Genomic DNA, 16,331 nt, shown 5'->3' with positions numbered 1-16,331 from the left:
CACGCCTAATTGCCTTTGCCTGGTAAAGTTGAATATACCTCCTTATATTACATATAGTTAAAGCCTATACGGTCACTCCATCACGAATGAAACATATATTTCATTATCGTTCAAAGTCCGCTATCTTTAGCACACAGAAAACGAACTGGAGCCATACAGCATGAGAGCAGCAACTAGCCTTAACGAACTAAAAGAACAAATACAACTGAGTTATGGTCATCTCAGTAATCGACTTCAGCAAGTTGCTCAATATATTCTTGAAAACTCAAGCAGTGTGGCATTTGATACTGTCGCCTCCATTGCCCAGCAGGCTAACGTACCTCCTTCCACTTTAATCCGATTTGCGAATGCTTTTGGCTTCAGCGGTTTCAACGAGATGAAACAATTATTTCGTCAAAAGTTAGTCGAAGATACCGCCAGCTATACCGATAGAGCTCGTTTATTTAAACAGCTAGAAGGTGAGCAGCGCCCACCAGAAACCGCCAAGGATATCCTTGACCAATTTGCTCGAGCTAATGCCAAAGCGCTAGAACATTTGTCAACGACGACGGAATCAAGCGAGCTGGAAAAGGCTGCCCAAGTCTTGCGTTGCGCAGACAACATCTACGTAATTGGGTTGAGGCGCTCATTTAGTATTGCTTCTTATTTTACCTACGCGTTAAGACACTTGGAAAAGCGAGCGTTCTTAATTGACGGCTTAGGTGGCATGTTTCACGAGCAACTTAGCATGATAGGGCCGAGTGATGTCGTCGTCTCCATCAGTTTCAGTCCCTATGCCGAGGAAACTTTATCGCTAAGCGAAATTGCTTCAAAAGCTGGGGCAAAACAAGTTGTGATTACTGATAGTGAAATCAGTCCGCTGGCGACCTTTAGCGATGCATGTTTTGTTATTAAAGAAGCCAAAGTGGATGCTTTTCGATCCCAAGCCGCCTCAATGTGTCTAGTGCAAAGCCTTGCTGTTTCTCTGGCGTTTGAAGGGTCTGTTTCTTAACTATTTGAACCTATTTAATTATCACATGATGATTTAAATTGATTGGAAATTTCAGATTTGTTAATTTTTCGAGAAAAATGCTGCCAAATTTTGAAATCACGCAGTAATAATATGACTTTCGTCAATATCGGATGACTCATTTTCACCTGTAAACTTAGGTTACAATGGAACTTTTATGAGTTTATGTGACGGGTGTACGTTGTTTTGTTAACATTTCTCATTACTGGCTATTGTGTAATCTGTAAGGAGTGGGAATGACCCAACCAACAAACTTCGATGTCATCGTTATTGGCAGTGGCCCTGGTGGCGAAGGGGCTGCAATGGGATTAACAAAAGCAGGGATGAATGTCGCAGTTATTGAAAAAGAACACAGTATCGGTGGCGGATGCACGCATTGGGGAACCATACCCTCCAAAGCATTGCGTCAAGCAGTAAGCCGAATCATTGAAATAAACAGTAATCCACTGTTTCGCAAAAGTAACTCCACATTACGTTCAACGTTTTATGACATTTTAAGTCAAGCAAAATCGGTCAGTGAAAAGCAAACTCGGCTTCGCCAAGGCTTCTATGACCGTAATGACTGCACACTAATTTCTGGCACCGCAAAATTCATTGACGCCAACACCGTTGCAGTCACCAAATCCGACTCGAATATCGAATACTATACCGCAGATAAATTTGTCATTGCGACGGGTTCAAGACCTTATCAGCCTGCTGATGTCGACTTTGAACATAAAAATATCTACGACAGTGACTCTATTCTCGAACTGAAAAATGATCCTAGGCATATCGTTATTTATGGTGCAGGGGTTATTGGCTGTGAATACGCATCAATTTTCCGCGGATTGGGCTTAAAAACGGATCTTGTCAACACCCGTGATCGCCTGCTTGCGTTCTTAGACAACGAGATTTCCGATGCGCTTTCCTATCACTTCTGGAACAACGGCATTGTTATTCGTAATGACGAAACTTACGAGAAGATAGAAGGCACAGACGACGGAGTGATATTACACCTCACGTCAGGCAAAAAACTAAAAGCCGACTGTCTGCTTTACGCGAATGGCCGCACAGGCAATGCAGATAAGCTTAATCTTGAGGTATTAGGTGTGAATGCCAACTCAAGGGGCTTAATTAATGTCAATGAAGATTATCAAACAGACGCGCATCACGTGTATGCCGTTGGCGACATCATAGGGTATCCAAGCCTTGCGAGTGCTGCCTACAACCAAGGCCGCTTCGCCGCTCAAGCTATCTTAAAAGGTCGTGCACTAGGCCACCTAATTGAAGATATTCCAACGGGTATTTATACCATTCCAGAAATCAGTTCTGTTGGTAAAACTGAGCAAGAGCTGACCGCAGCAAAAGTCCCATACGAAGTGGGTAATGCCTCTTTCAAACACCTTGCCAGAGCGCAAATTGCCGGTAATGATGTGGGAAGCTTGAAGATTCTGTTCCACCGAGAAACCAAAGAGATCTTAGGTATTCACTGCTTTGGTGAACGAGCTGCCGAAATCATCCATATCGGCCAAGCAATCATGGAGCAAAAAGGTGAAGGCAATACTATTGAATACTTTACCAATACAACATTTAACTACCCAACGATGGCAGAAGCATATCGTGTTGCCGCGTTAAATGGCCTAAACCGCTTGTTCTAACTAGGTTTACAGATTGTTCTGACTAGGTATACAGAAAAACCGCGGACTTCCGAAGCCCGCGGTTTTATTTTCTAATATCCAAACTACATCCGAACGCTTTTGTTCTTAGGTTTTGAGACCCAATTAAACGTCACCACTCTTAATCTGGCACAATTTAAACACATTCTAAAAGATTCATTCGATTTATTGGCGGTGTGCCCTTTTTCCATTACCAGCTCAAACTTATCCATAGACCTAGCTTTACCGCTACAATCACCACAAACTTTCGAGCCACACACGCGGCAATGGTGCACCCTCTTCCGTTGTAACATGCCGAACTTTTCTTTACAGCTATTACACTTTGTTGAGTGCGTATCCCAAATTTGTGTGCGTCCAACCTTCTCTGTCGTTTTAAGGGTATAAAGCAGCGCTTTTAAATGTACTTCAAAACTCAGTAACTCTATCGCTAACCAAAACTGGCAAGTTTCTCCCTTAAGTTCACCGAGTTTGTTATCGACCTTTTCTTTCAACTCTTCAATGTCGTTGTCTATCTCCTTCTTGATATTAGTAGCAGTAGAGTAAGCTTTGTTCGCTACGATGCCTAACACGGGCCCTACAAGCAAGGTTCCACCGATTTTTACAAACTCACTCATCACCGAGTCCTTAATGTTGCTAATTTGCTCATCAACCGACTTGGATAGGCTGTCAATAGACTCCATCATAAACCCTTTGAATTTTGAGGTGAGAGAGTTTCGAAATGATGCTACCTCATTGAGGAGCTCTTGCACCATGCTCTCCAGTTGAACGGAGACATCATTCTTAGTAGGAAGACTTTTTACCGTGTAATCCGACATTGACTTGGCGATGAACTCGTCCATTTTGAAAATGGAGTTCATACAGTCAATGAACCTTTGATGGATATCTTGTGGCCAAAGAACATGATTATCTTTGTCTAAGATAAGTTTCAAAGCAGTATGTAAGGAATTTTTTTGGCTTTTAACTGAAGGAGGAACAATCTTCAGGCGAGACATTTTTTTGTTACTTGAATGACTCCTGTATATCGCCAGCCTTTGTTTTATAAATAGATAGGACACTTTGTCCGCTTTATTCGTGGTGTAGTTTGCTAAGCCATTATATCGATGTTGCGCAACTCTGTAGGTCATACTGTCACATGAAAACGACCATTTACTTTTCGACATAAAGGGTAACGTCGAATTATTTTTGCTCTTTACTCCATAGAATCGGTTGCCCAACGACGACTCTAGGTACTGTTTCTTCTCTATCATTAACGCTTGATTAGCAAAACTGCCCTCTTGGTTATGCATATCAACACTGTACCCAACAATTTTCTTTATCGCCGATTCATAAATTATCCAGAAGCGCCAAAATACGGATGAACAAACGAACAAATTGTGTATAGCGACCTGAGCAGGGTTCTTGACATGCTGGTAATGTTTAATCGCTCGTTTTGAGAATTTAAAAATACTATCTTCGTATTTACTCCAAAACTTCGCCATATCAGAAGAGCGTGCTTTTTTCTCCTTACTTTCTTCAACCAGATCAGTCAAGGTTTCGTCTTTACTCTCTGTAAAAGTCATTTGATTATCCGCAAGATCGTAGTTGGGAATTTCTAGTAGCGAAGACGTATCAATCGTTCTGGCAATCTTGATATAATGACATCTCATGTCAAAACTTGTCTTGTTATTACACTCAAATTTATCATCAGAGTGGTCTCGTATTATGTACTCATTAGTTGATAAGAATTGATTAAAGTGCTTCCTGATAAACTTGTTTTTGAAATGCATGGAGTCAATGATGTAGTACGCAGCATTAATCACATGAAACGCACAATCATTATTGACCTGATAGTTCCCTGTAAATATTTGATATGAAAACTCCCTGCTTCTATTTTCAAAGTGTTGATACCTTTCTCGAATATCAAAATGTAAAAATGATGCTAGGCATGGATAGGGTTTCGTATTATACGAATCAAAGTAAAAGGCAACCAATCTATCTTGGTCCATTTGCCGGAACGCTAGCAATGAGAAGTGGACGTCTTTTTCACACACTGGCACCAATAGCAGCTGACCGGGTGAAAGCTTAAATATTTGCTCTAAAACTCTTTCCTTCGATGACTCAACCAGTACGTTCCAGTCATCTTTGGTATCGTATTCAATTTCTAACGGTGGGTAACACACATGAACATTTCGCGACTGGCCCAACTTCTGATTACAGTACTCATCGACTTTTTTCGCCAATAGAATATAGATAAAATCAACTTCCATAAAACAAGCATTGGAATCAGTGTCAATATTGGTTTTTTTTATCGAGATCTCAGGAAGTTTTTTGTACTCCTTTGTATCATTTATATCTCGAAAAATTAGTGCGTCATAATTGGAATACTTTTCTAGGCCTTGATTCTGACCTTTTTCTTTATCAAACTGATTGAAATCTCTTACATAGTTACGACTCAATTGCCCATATGTGTTATTTTCATTGCTGTTCTCGTGACTTCCAATAAGCTGAGAAAGGCGATCACCCTTCTTATCTGATGCAATCTTACCTAATGGAATACCTAACCATCCCTTTCTATCTTGATTATTGACGGCGTTATTTTTTTTCTGAAGTAAATTCATGTGACTCTTTAGCAACTCATCGATCTTACCTCCTTGGTATTGGATGACATGCTTCTGAGCCAAATGGCTTCTTACTGTATTGACACTCGAATCAATATACTCTTTTATTAATGTGATTCGTTTCTTAGCTATAGAACTTTTATGCCAATATTTAACACCAGAGTCCGTAAACTTAATCGATTTTTTACTATCCGTAATGATATCATCCAACCTTCCTTTGTTTGAAATTCGATAAGCTCTTTGTTTAAGAGCATTGATCATTAAGTCATATTTTTTTAGCAACAAGTATTGATCGCATAGAAATTTAACATTTGCATGATACACCATATCAATTTGCTTCCTATCCAATAATGCGAATGTTGCTTCTACATGATATTTCGCACTATATTTATTTATATTATCTGTTTTCCTAGTGACTCTTAGGCCATCAACTCTATTGATGTTGTTATAAAGTGCGAAGTTTGCCCTTGTGAATTCTGAAACGCCAAACAATGATTCAATAAAGTTAACCTCTTTTTGCATTAACTCCTTAAACATATAATTTAAGTTGCATATTTTGTCCTTTGGTTTTTGATTAACAAACCATTTCTTTAAAAATATTCCTTTTAATCTTGAGGTTTTATTGTTATTAAATTCTGACATAGGGAAATATTTAATCGTTTTTCTTTTACTCTTAGACACTTCATAATATTGCTTGGCGGATAACAATACCATTTCATCAATGCGGCTAGATATTCGATTGTTGGCTTGGTAATCACAAAAAAAAGTATTCATTTTATTATAGAATGACAAAGAGAGGTTCATTAACCGATTCCTTTCGATATCAAATGCGCACCCTTTCAAAAAGTTCTTCACCAATACAAATTGATAGTCACTTTTATTTAGACAGGCCTGCAACATACAAGCATAGTTACCAGGCTCCGTGAGCAGTGGGAAAAGCACATAATTTACGTACAACTCCATCGTTTTTTCTATTGTAGAATGATAAAACTTCTGTAGTTGCCTTGAGAACCCAATATCAGATTTATTACCAATGAGTTTATTAAGATTATCCTTAATATTATTATAACTCTTAACTTCTATTTGAGTTTTACTTATTTTATTTTCATTCTCAGATATATAATTAAAGCATAGCTTTATTGCTTTTTCTATTGATTTACTAAACTGAATTGAGCTTTGATTCTCATCATTAACAAGTTTAATTTCGTTGAATACTTTTCTAGTATATAGTTTGCCGTTGGTTCCTTTTATAGCATACACTTTGCTAAACACCAGCAACATCTCTTTGCTTATCGTTACATCTTTTAACTGCGTATAGCCTACTTTTGAATTCGCTTCACTTATAAGTTTATTGATAACTTCAATATCATTGACAATAGTCTTAGATTTTCTGTAGAAGAAATAGTCTTTGTTGACGAAGTCTATCAATTTTTTTAAATATATATCATTTTTCATAAATAAACTTAAAGCCTTATCTGTGGGTGACGTAGCCACATAACCTATTTAACACAACTTCCAATTACAGAATGGTGTATTCGTTATTCTTAATAAAGCTATAAAGTTATAGTCAAAGCATATAGCCGAAACTATATTCTTCTATTTGGGCACATGATCGTGTGCCACGTAACAGTATGAAAAAGATAAAATAAAACGAAGGCTTAGAAAGGAGGGAAATATTAGAAGACTGCCCCATAGCTTATGCCACGGAGCAGATTAATGCTATATTAAGCGTTGTTCATTTTTTCAATTAACCAATTTAACACTTCCCGGAGTTGACTATCTGATAAACTCAATAGGTTATCTCCAACGTACCACTCGATCTTAGACATCGATGGATGCTCCATCATTTGTGGCCGGCCGATATACACGCCCTTTTCTTCAGCTAATCTGACTCTCAGCTCTTCTAGTCTTTCACATGAAACTGGGAAAATTAAATGCAGCATATTGCTCTGGGGCTGAGTTGGGTTCAATGTCAACTGAGGGTAATCTTTAATAACTTCATACACTTGTTGAGTGCGTTCAAACAGTTTAGGCATTTGTTGCAAACGTTGATCGAACTGCATCGCAGCTGACACCACATATGGCGAGCGGTGATATACATTCCCGCCCTGACGTTTCATCCACATGGACGCCAACTCAATTAACGCCTTACTTCCAAGAAGCAACGAACCGCCTAGCCCATTAATCCCTTTGTAAAGCGATACGTAAGCACTATCGAAACCATCAGCAATCTCACTCAAGTCTTTTTGGTAATAGGCCTCCGTTTCCCATACTCGAGCGCCATCCATATGCAGATAAATCTCTTCTTGTTTACAGTGTTGCTTGATCGATGTGAGCTCTTCCCAAGTAGGTAGCTGACCACCCAACTCACGCATAGGCAATTCATAAAGCACCGCAGCCAACTCATCCGGCCAAGCTTTTAGGTCATCACATGTCCAAGGGCGGTAACGATTACCTAAAGGCACAACATTAAAACGATCTTGCAACTGATAGCCTTGACGCTCAAATCGAGTGATATGACTTGACTCATGCATACCAACTAATGGGTTGTTCTTCTGTTTACAAATCAGCTCAAGTACAGTGGCTTGCGTCATCGTTCCAGTTATCACAAATAACCCAGCCTCGAAGCCGAGCAGATCAGCGACTTTTTGCTCGAAGGATTGAATGAGCTCTCCATCTCCATATACATCATGCTGGATATTATGCGCTTCGCACCAACTCGCCATTTGTGCAAAGTACTCGGCAGGTGCAGGCTTTTTATTGCCAGGGATAGTGATGGTGCATTTATCTTCTAAGTTTTGGGCCATGGGAAGGTTTCCTAGTCACAACAGAAACCGTTAAGTTAGCCACAAACGTATGTAGAGTAAAGGCCAAAAAGACAGATAGCCGCTTGATACGGCTATCCAAGGTTTGTAAAACCTAGTTGATAACTTGGTATTCTGTGATTTCCAAGCCAAAACCGGAAAGGGAATGATAAGGCGCAGCAGTAGAAGAAATCAGCTTCATTTTCTCCACACCGAGTTCTCTTAGAATTTGCGAACCAATGCCAATCTCCTGCGTACGAGCATTTTTAATTTTTACTGCATCTTGGCTGGGTAGCGCTAAGCTGTCAGGTTTTCCAATGCACAGAAGTACCCCGGCCATATCAGAGTTCGCAATATGCTCGAGCGCTTTTTGTATCGTACAACCCTTTGATTGAGCGAATAAAATATCTTCTGGCAGTCTGATGTTATGTACACGGACGAGGGCTTCATCGCTCTCACTTACATCACCTTTACACAAGGCATAATGCAGTTGTTTGTCAACAATATCTTTATAGACATGCAGCTCAAACAGGCCGTATTCTGTTTCAAACTCTCTAGAGTCAACCTTTTCGACGATACCTTCGTTCGCCAAGCGATATTTAATTAAGTCCGCGATAGTACCAAGCTTGATATCGTGTTTCTTTGCAAATTCTTCTAGCTGCGGACGACGCGCCATGGTGCCATCTTCGTTTAGCACTTCAACGATTGCACATGAAGGCTCTAGTCCTGCAAGTCGAGCTAAGTCACAGCCGGCTTCGGTATGCCCTGCCCGTACTAGTACACCACCTTCTTTTGCAACCACAGGAAAAATATGGCCCGGTGACACAATATCCGCTGGCGTTGCGTTTTCACCGATCGCCGCTTTGATTGTGGTGGCACGATCGCTTGCAGAAATACCTGTAGTGATGCCAGCCGCCGCTTCGATAGAAACCGTAAAGTTAGTGCCAAACGCTTCCGTGTTGTTTCTTACCATCGGAGACAGGTTGAGTTGCTGAGCGCGTTCTTCTGTGATGGTTAAACAAATCAAACCGCGGCCATGAGTAGCCATAAAATTAACGAGATCGGGCGTAATTTTGTCAGCAGCGACAATAATATCCCCTTCGTTTTCACGATCTTCGTCGTCGACAAGTATGACCATTTTACCTGCCGCTATATCAGCAATAATGCCTTCGATATCGTCTAGATGCATTTTGTTCTCACGTTTTTATAAATTTGGCCAATGATAGCAAAAACCACCCGTTAATCTACGTGGGTAAGGCTTATATTGCTAAACAGCCCATAAATATTATTGAGTATATGCCCAAGTTACCCCAAGAGGCAGAATGAGAGAACTGCGAGTAGGCACTCAGCAGCTTTGCTTCTCACACACCTTGAGCCAAAATGCTTCTTGGCAGGTGTTAGGGCGTGTTGACCTTTTGCGACTAATTTTGCAGCGCCTTGGCGTTATTTTATGCTAGGCAGTGTTTATGCCGTGTAGCCATCTACACAAATAAACGCTAACAACGCAGAAAGTGACGCCAAGGCGTTGCCCGAAGGGTTCGATTCTAAGCCTTTTACTCTTTGTTACAGGCTAATTACTTAGAATGACTAAGCTACTTAGCCTGCGCCGCGATTAAAAGGCTTAGAATTCGAACAAAATTTAGCCTCAAAAGGTCAACACGCCCTATTCAATATCTTCTTTCTTGGCGTAACTTGTAGGTTTACTGGCTGCGCGATCACTTCATAGGAAATCCAACATTCTGGGCAAACGAGTTCGCTATCTTGAATATCGTCGAACTCCTCTGTTTTTTTTAATTGAACACCGTTTGCAAAAGAAAATATCGATTCTTTGCCGCAAACCTCTAGATCTTCATCTGAGTAAGAAGTGTCGGTGACTCTGTGTTCAGTCACGAAAGTCGATGTCGTGTCACTTTTTGTTGCTGAAATGTAGGTAAATAGATGGTTCATGGGATTCGTTATTTGATAAAAAATAGCGAGAGGGATTTTCTCATACTTACGTTTAATAGCCAAGAATAACATTCGACTTATTAATAAGTTATGTTAGATCTCGCACTACATCTTCTTATTTATAGCGACTTTATTTTCTTGCTTTTCTATCACACTTTTAAATGTTGAATGAAAGAATTCACGGGAAGCCGTGGTCTTATGTTCTGTGTGTTTATAGGAAGCCGCGTTACGATGAAACCTTGTTTTGCAGCAGTGCCCACGGTTGGGCAAAGTGTAAGCCCTGTTAAAGATTGGCTAACACGCTTTCAACGAACCTCCATTTCGTTTAGTAGTCAACACCATATGGCGCTTGCTCGCTTACTTCCTTTACTTGTTTGTGGCGAGCAGTCGTCGCAATGGGTGTTTTACAACGAATCACGTCGACTGCAACAAAACCCGCAAGCCGTCATCGATTTTGAACAAATTGTGGCGGATGAACAGTATCACGAGCAAGCACTTGAGTTTGTGCGTACTCAGCTTGATGAACCTGACGATATCACCACACTAAAAAGACGAAGCCAACACTTTTTCGCTCAGTTGGCTGTCACCGAAAGTTTTAGTGAACACTTTGCTCAAATCGCCTGCCTTGACTCACTAGTCTGCAAACTGATGCTAGCTATAGAAAATGGGAGCCTAGGGAAAACTCATCCATTTTCATTGCTATGTAGAGCAATAAAAAAAGATGAAGCCAAACATGTGTCCATGTCAAAGCGGCACGCGTTAGAACTGGGCTTTTGCACCTCACATTGGCCACAGTTTCGGCAAGATATTACCCAAAGGTTGTACGATTTACTTGTTACGGAAGAGCAAGCGTTTAGTGATATCGGCGTTGATTTAAAGATGATATTCAAAAGAGGAAGCTCTGCCAAACTATCGGAGCAAGTTAACCTTGCTCACCCAGTATTCGTCACCTCGGAGGTGTTATGAAAGCCAGCTTTTTACCTTGTAAAGTAAATGTATTAGCTGCCAGTCACCAATTTCCGGAGCAAAAGTTAAACAACACACAATTAATTGAAGCGTTAACAACATTATCAGGCACTAAGCCTGCGAAACTAGCCAGTAAAATTGCAGGTTATTTAGGCGTTGAAAGCCGTCACTTTAGCCGAGACATCAACCAAGTGACCAGCCCCCCAAACCCATCCAATTCAACATTGTGCGCCCAAGTCATAGAAAAGCTATTTAAGCAATCAAGTGTTAGTGCTGAACAATTGGATTATTTAATCGGTCATACCACAACACCAGATACACAACTGCCAGCAAACGTTGCTTGGGTAGCGGATAGATTAAACTACCAAGGCGCGTTTATGGAGTTACGTCAAGCCTGCACAGGATTTGCGAGCGCTTTACAAATCGCGCTACCAAGAATATCACTGCTTGGTAAACCCATAGCAATAGTAGGGAGCGAGACCGGATCGGTTTACTTTAACTACCAGCCTGAGTTTATTGATCAATCCCAACTTGTAAACTACATGCAGATGGGAGATGGCGCAGGTGGAGTTTTACTGAGCTCAGATATTCACGGCCGTGGCCTGGGCGTTATCTCTGATTGTTTTACAGGGCAAATCGGTGTTGGCAAAAAGCCAGGATTAGAACTTGATGCTGGATCACTATCTCTATACACCCAAAACTCACCAGCGCGTTTTCATCATAGAGCCACTCAAGTTCGTCAATACGGTGCTGCGCTGTTTACGCACAGCGTGCAAGCTCTTGCAGAAAAAGGACACAAATTAGATGACTTTGACTATATCCTGCCTCACCAAGCCACAGGACACATTGATACTCTACTTAGCCAGGCGTTAAACACTAATCCGAGTAAAATTATTAACCACGCTCGTACGTGGGGAAACCTTGGTTCTGCTGCTATTTGGTGTAGCTTTGCTGAATTGATTAACAGTGGGCAGCTTTCTTCTGGTCAAAGAGTGGCGATATTAGGCGCAGAAGCGACCAAATATATGTATGGGGGGTTTATTTATACGCATCACTGATCTCAGCTTGATCCGCTAATCAACTGGAATAATCTCAAAACTATAACTACCGTTATTCATAGTAACTATTTTATACGGTAAAAGTAGTCAACATGGAGCTAATGATGAGATATATTTTCCTTTTACTGGCGTGTTTGGCGTCCTTCACGGCAAGTGCTGCTGAATTCAGCAAATTAAAATTTATCACCGAAAACTATCCTCCTTACAATTATCGTGACGATGGAAAAATTGTTGGATTAACCGTTGATGTTTTGCACGCCGCTAGCCAAGCGGTCAATGACCCTGTAACAAAAATTGAACTTCAGCCTTGGGCTCGCGGGTACAAAAACGCGTTAGATGGCCCGATGGTGGTGTTATTTGGCACCACCCGCAACTCAGATAGAGAATCAAAGTTTAAATGGGCAGGCCCGATCAACGCGACAGAAATTGTCGTACTGGCTAAGAAAAGCAAAAACATCAACATCAAGGATCCAGCCGACTTTGACAAATATGTCACGGGTGTAATACGTGAAGATATTGGAGAACAATTGATGGTTTCTCTTGGCGTCAATCAAAAAGCCATGAAACCCTCCTCTAGACCTGAAATGCTAATGAAGCAACTTGACCATGGCAGAGTCGATATGATCGCCTATGAAAAGAACGTTGCCAAAGCCTTAATGAAAGATGAAGGCATCGACTTTAGCAAATATCATGTCGTCTACGTGTTGAGCCAATCTTTCTCCTATTTTGCCTTTAGCTCAGATACACCGAACGAGTACGTTGCCAAACTGCAAAAAGGCATCGACATCATAAAAGGTAATGGCAAACTGGAAGAAATAAAAAGTAAATATTAGGGCACGCCCTAACTAAAAAAGCGACCTTGCTTGGTCGCTTTACCTTTGGGTAGTGGCTCTTTAGCTCACAACAAGCTAAGCGCCGCTATTCGCTTTTATGGCCCCTCTTAATGCGAAAAAAGCGATGGCTGCAAGTACAAAAGGGATCACTGCGAGTGAGTATTCAGCCCAGCTTTGTTCAATAAAGTGTTTAAACAAAAGCAAGTGCGAAACAATGAGTAAACACGCACACGCAATCGCAATCCATATGTATTTCACTTCCCTGTTTTTCATAAACTAGCCTCCAGATGATAGCTTGCTACCATTTCACCACAATCCGATAGGAATCGTTGATAAAGAAAAGGTGAGATATCCAATGAGGTGGGTTTACCCCGCGCGACTTCATTTAAAAGTTGTCCCGTGATCGCCGACGTGAGCATCCCAGTTCTAAAATGACCACAAGCGTTAAGATAACCTTCAATACCCGGCATCGGTCCAAGAATTGGAAGCTCATCTGGTGAGCCAGGACGCAGTCCTGTCCAACAACGTTTAATGTTCATTGTTTTTAAAATTGGCAGTGATTTTTGAGCCCCAAGTGCCAGCTGCCTCAATAGCCTAACATCATTGGTTGTATCGTAACCTTTTTCTTCCGTCGTTGAGCCTATTAAAATCTCACCGTTGTCTTTTTGCGCAATATAGCAATCACTGGTCGTAATACATCCATTGAGCAATTTGGGTAAGCGTTCCGAAACAATAACCTGCCCTTTGACAGGAAATACGGGTAATGGCATTCCTGTCGCCCATTGGCATATCTTTTCAGCCCACGAGCCTGCCGCGTTAATGACCATGTTACATCGCAGAGTCCCCATAGAAGTGTTAACCGCCACCACACGATTACCGCTTCTCTCAATACCAGTCACCTCCGTATTGAGAAAAAGATCGACACCGTTTTGCCTTGCCCCCTCGACATACGCTTCATTTAGTCGATAAGGATTAATTTGATGATCCGTGTCGAATTCCATGGCACCTAGTGCCCGACTCGACAAGTGAGGCTCTTGCTCAAGCAACTCCTGTTTGTCTATCCATCGAATGTGATGTTGTCTATCCGGTACGGCATTAGCGATATGTTGTGCATAGAGTCGATCATATTCATCATAAATGATGAATTTCAAACCCGTTTTTTCAAACTTCATATCTACATTATGCTTATCAAGCAATTCTTGGCTTAACCATGGGTACATGCTGTTAGACTGCATTGCCATTTCGAAAAACGCAGGTGGCATGATATGAGGCTTCATTTCAGCAGGCGCGCTTGTTAGCACACCTTCACTCATTTGCTTGGACAAGGTTTTAAACAAAATAACACCGCATCCTAAGCCTGTAGACTCTCCCATTGGCCACAAGCCTCCCGCAGAGGCTCTCGATGCATTGCCCTTTTTCTTATAATCAACAAGAGCGATGTTTAAATCTCGATCTCGGCTAAGAAAATACGCGATTGAGCTACCAATGACACCACCGCCACAAATGACAATATCGTAGGATTTCATAGCTCATCCTCCAAAGCAGAAAATGGAATGGGATCTAGGGGAAACCGAGGACGCAGGACCCCAGCCTCATCTTTGTAGCCCTCTTTCGCCAATCGATCGTAACAGTAATGAGCACACGTTTTGCCTTGGCAATCTCCCATACTCATTCTTGTACGCATCTTTAATGTGATGACATCTTTGCAACCTTGGGCCAAGGCTTGATCGATATCCCGACGTTTAACCTGCTCACAGCGGCATATCACGGTGTCCTCTTCTGGAAGAGAGAGCAATCCTTCTTTACGCTTATTTGCTCGGTCAAAAGCGCCTCTGAATCGATAGAATCTTGCCCGTTTCTTCAAGAGTTGCTCGATATGTAACTCAGAAGAGTCCTTTAAATTGGGGTCAATTTTCATCAACATGCTGTGCGCGGCAATTTCTCCTTCAAGCATGGCTACATCTGCTCCGGCAAACTTTACCGAGTCGCCAGCACAGTAAATGTTGTCCACGCTACTTTGTTGATATTTATTCGCTATTGGTATCACACCCCCAACATCATCCAATTTCACTTCCAGACCGAGTAACTGAGCCATTTGTGAGCGAGCGGCAAACCCGTAGCCAACACCTAGCGTATCCGCTTCAACCCACTTTATTTTGCCTGTGTCCGCCTGCCAATTATCGTTGTAAGGCGCAACCGCTACTCGTTCTAGAGACTCGTCTCCTTCAGCCTTTACAATTCCCCAACCATATTTGATAGGGATCTTATGTAAGCGCAAGTACGCCATCATCGACATACCATTCAATATGACCTGTGGTCGATTGAGAAGTGCGACAAACTCTTTACTAAACTCTTTGAATTGAGTCGCTTCGTAAACCCCAGCAACATTGACACCGGCGTGATGCAATTGACAAGCGACCAACACCAACAACGGGCCTGTACCCACAATCACTGCCGTTTTTCCAGGCCGAACAAAACCACTTTTAAGATGTAACTGAATCGCACCAGTTAACATGACGCCCGGTATTTGCCACCCAGGAAAAGGGATACTTCTTTCCTGACAGCCAGTCGCTAACAACAGGTAGTCGTACTCTTGAACGGATAGAGAGCCTGATTGAGACAACAGTAACGAGTTGTCCCCGACAGGACCTTGTACTCGCGTACTCATTTTCAGCTCGATGTTATGACTATGTTCTACAAGCTTTTGTTTTTGTCCTACAATGGATTTTTGTAACGATTCATCAAGATGAGGCATTTCATCAACTGGACGTAGTGGGCCTCGATAAATCACACCTCCAGCAATGGTATTTTCATCAATGACGACTGACTTGAAACCATTTTTCGATAAGGTTGTGGCTGCTGATATCCCAGCGGGTCCAGCACCAACAATAACAATTTTATTGCTCACTTTGGCGCCCCTTATCATCAACCACTCGGTTTTGTGATGTCTTAATTGTCATTCCTGGCTGAATAATCGTTTGACAAGCACGCATTTTTTGCCTGCCATCTATTTCAACCATGCAACAATGACACACTCCCATAGCACAATACGAACCTGAAGCAGTACCAAGGTCATTTTTCATTAGTTTGCGAAATCCATTTGCAGTAAGAGTACTTATTACACTTTCCCCAGATAAAGCTTCAACCTCCCTGCCATCAATATTGACGAGAAACTTTTCTCCGGTCGGAGAGATAATATCTCCGGTTCTATCTTTGACTTTCATCACTGTTCTCTCTTTTATTCACAACTATGAATTTTTATATGCAATTAAGCGATATTATCGCGATGGAAATGATATAAGTTGCAAAAAGAGTGACTATTGATTAAGAACATGATTATTTTCATTTTTTTACCAAAAAAGAAAATATGTGACATTAGTCTCGGTAAATCATTTTAAATAACGGCTGATAGTGTCATTTCTTTGACCTGAAATGGAATAAGAATAATTTTTATTAAGAATA

The 16,331-nt window shown here is 41.4% G+C and carries 13 protein-coding genes; 5 read left to right on the top strand and 8 right to left on the bottom strand.

From position 1 onward, the window contains the following. Nucleotides 1-160 precede the first annotated feature (160 nt). Nucleotides 161-991 carry a MurR/RpiR family transcriptional regulator gene (locus M9194_RS04730; RefSeq protein WP_250611451.1) on the top strand — a complete coding sequence of 277 codons (831 nt, stop codon included), beginning with the start codon at nucleotides 161-163 and terminating at the stop codon, nucleotides 989-991. Between the two features lie 254 nt (nucleotides 992-1,245). Further along, nucleotides 1,246-2,646 (top strand): Si-specific NAD(P)(+) transhydrogenase, encoded by a 1,401-nt coding sequence (gene sthA / locus M9194_RS04725; RefSeq protein ID WP_250611449.1) that lies wholly within the window; start codon nucleotides 1,246-1,248, stop codon nucleotides 2,644-2,646. A gap of 83 nt (nucleotides 2,647-2,729) precedes the next feature. Here the strand turns inward: sthA and M9194_RS04720 are convergent, their stop codons facing one another. From M9194_RS04720 to M9194_RS04705, 4 genes are all read right to left on the bottom strand, one after another. Then, complete coding sequence (locus M9194_RS04720) at nucleotides 2,730-6,224, bottom strand: FYVE zinc finger domain-containing protein (protein ID WP_250611447.1); 3,495 nt, start codon at nucleotides 6,222-6,224, stop codon at nucleotides 2,730-2,732. A gap of 761 nt (nucleotides 6,225-6,985) precedes the next feature. Continuing rightward, nucleotides 6,986-8,068: a threonine aldolase family protein gene (locus M9194_RS04715; protein WP_250611445.1), complete on the bottom strand. Its 1,083-nt coding sequence runs from the start codon at nucleotides 8,066-8,068 to the stop codon at nucleotides 6,986-6,988. Between the two features lie 112 nt (nucleotides 8,069-8,180). Then, nucleotides 8,181-9,254, bottom strand: a complete 1,074-nt coding sequence (ribB, locus tag M9194_RS04710; RefSeq protein WP_250611443.1) for a 3,4-dihydroxy-2-butanone-4-phosphate synthase — start codon at nucleotides 9,252-9,254, stop codon at nucleotides 8,181-8,183. Nucleotides 9,255-9,718: 464 nt separating this feature from the next. Beyond that, on the bottom strand, nucleotides 9,719-10,012 hold the full coding sequence (locus M9194_RS04705) for a hypothetical protein (RefSeq protein WP_250611441.1): 294 nt from the start codon (nucleotides 10,010-10,012) through the stop codon (nucleotides 9,719-9,721). Nucleotides 10,013-10,243: 231 nt separating this feature from the next. On the opposite strand from M9194_RS04705, the gene M9194_RS04700 reads away from it, so the two are divergent. From M9194_RS04700 to M9194_RS04690, 3 genes are all read left to right on the top strand, one after another. Further along, complete coding sequence (locus M9194_RS04700) at nucleotides 10,244-10,978, top strand: hypothetical protein (protein ID WP_250611439.1); 735 nt, start codon at nucleotides 10,244-10,246, stop codon at nucleotides 10,976-10,978. Continuing rightward, a complete protein-coding gene (locus M9194_RS04695; protein ID WP_250611437.1) occupies nucleotides 10,975-12,036 on the top strand; it encodes a 3-oxoacyl-ACP synthase III family protein in 1,062 nt (353 codons plus the stop codon). Before M9194_RS04700 ends, M9194_RS04695 begins: the two co-directional genes overlap by 4 nt. Before the next feature lie 101 nt (nucleotides 12,037-12,137). Next, complete coding sequence (locus tag M9194_RS04690; protein ID WP_250611435.1) at nucleotides 12,138-12,869, top strand: substrate-binding periplasmic protein; 732 nt, start codon at nucleotides 12,138-12,140, stop codon at nucleotides 12,867-12,869. Between the two features lie 75 nt (nucleotides 12,870-12,944). Here M9194_RS04690 and M9194_RS04685 read toward each other — a convergent pair whose 3' ends face one another. The 4 genes from M9194_RS04685 to M9194_RS04670 are packed head-to-tail and all read right to left on the bottom strand — an operon-like array spanning nucleotide 12,945 to nucleotide 16,093. Further along, complete coding sequence (locus tag M9194_RS04685; RefSeq protein ID WP_250611433.1) at nucleotides 12,945-13,142, bottom strand: hypothetical protein; 198 nt, start codon at nucleotides 13,140-13,142, stop codon at nucleotides 12,945-12,947. Next, entirely contained in the window at nucleotides 13,139-14,395 is a 1,257-nt protein-coding gene (locus M9194_RS04680; protein ID WP_250611431.1) for an NAD(P)/FAD-dependent oxidoreductase, read from the bottom strand. Before M9194_RS04680 ends, M9194_RS04685 begins: the two co-directional genes overlap by 4 nt. After that, nucleotides 14,392-15,777, bottom strand: a complete 1,386-nt coding sequence (locus M9194_RS04675) for an FAD-dependent oxidoreductase (RefSeq protein ID WP_250611429.1) — start codon at nucleotides 15,775-15,777, stop codon at nucleotides 14,392-14,394. Before M9194_RS04675 ends, M9194_RS04680 begins: the two co-directional genes overlap by 4 nt. Continuing rightward, the gene (locus M9194_RS04670) at nucleotides 15,767-16,093 is read right to left on the bottom strand and encodes a (2Fe-2S)-binding protein (RefSeq protein ID WP_250611427.1); all 327 of its coding nucleotides are present in this window, start codon (nucleotides 16,091-16,093) and stop codon (nucleotides 15,767-15,769) included. The genes M9194_RS04675 and M9194_RS04670 overlap by 11 nt, the downstream gene beginning before the upstream one ends. Nucleotides 16,094-16,331 lie beyond the last annotated feature (238 nt).

Origin of the sequence: Vibrio sinus (assembly GCF_023634645.1) — a bacterium.
In the GTDB taxonomy this organism is placed as follows: domain Bacteria; phylum Pseudomonadota; class Gammaproteobacteria; order Enterobacterales; family Vibrionaceae; genus Vibrio; species Vibrio sinus.
Note: the sequence above shows the minus strand (reverse complement) of the source record. Positions and strands in the feature narration are given on the sequence as shown.

Bases quoted from the DNA above. Each gene is read 5' to 3' on its own strand.
- M9194_RS04730 (WP_250611451.1), top strand. From the start codon at position 161: ATGAGAGCAGCAACTAGCCTTAACGAACTAAAAGAACAAATACAACTG.
- M9194_RS04700 (WP_250611439.1), top strand. From the start codon at position 10,244: ATGAAACCTTGTTTTGCAGCAGTGCCCACGGTTGGGCAAAGTGTAAGC.
- M9194_RS04680 (WP_250611431.1), bottom strand. From the start codon at position 14,395: ATGAAATCCTACGATATTGTCATTTGTGGCGGTGGTGTCATTGGTAGC.
- M9194_RS04695 (WP_250611437.1), top strand. From the start codon at position 10,975: ATGAAAGCCAGCTTTTTACCTTGTAAAGTAAATGTATTAGCTGCCAGT.
- M9194_RS04685 (WP_250611433.1), bottom strand. From the start codon at position 13,142: ATGAAAAACAGGGAAGTGAAATACATATGGATTGCGATTGCGTGTGCG.
- sthA (WP_250611449.1), top strand. From the start codon at position 1,246: ATGACCCAACCAACAAACTTCGATGTCATCGTTATTGGCAGTGGCCCT.
- M9194_RS04720 (WP_250611447.1), bottom strand. From the start codon at position 6,224: ATGGAGTTGTACGTAAATTATGTGCTTTTCCCACTGCTCACGGAGCCT.
- M9194_RS04690 (WP_250611435.1), top strand. From the start codon at position 12,138: ATGATGAGATATATTTTCCTTTTACTGGCGTGTTTGGCGTCCTTCACG.
- M9194_RS04705 (WP_250611441.1), bottom strand. From the start codon at position 10,012: ATGAACCATCTATTTACCTACATTTCAGCAACAAAAAGTGACACGACA.
- M9194_RS04715 (WP_250611445.1), bottom strand. From the start codon at position 8,068: ATGGCCCAAAACTTAGAAGATAAATGCACCATCACTATCCCTGGCAAT.
- M9194_RS04670 (WP_250611427.1), bottom strand. From the start codon at position 16,093: ATGAAAGTCAAAGATAGAACCGGAGATATTATCTCTCCGACCGGAGAA.
- ribB (WP_250611443.1), bottom strand. From the start codon at position 9,254: ATGCATCTAGACGATATCGAAGGCATTATTGCTGATATAGCGGCAGGT.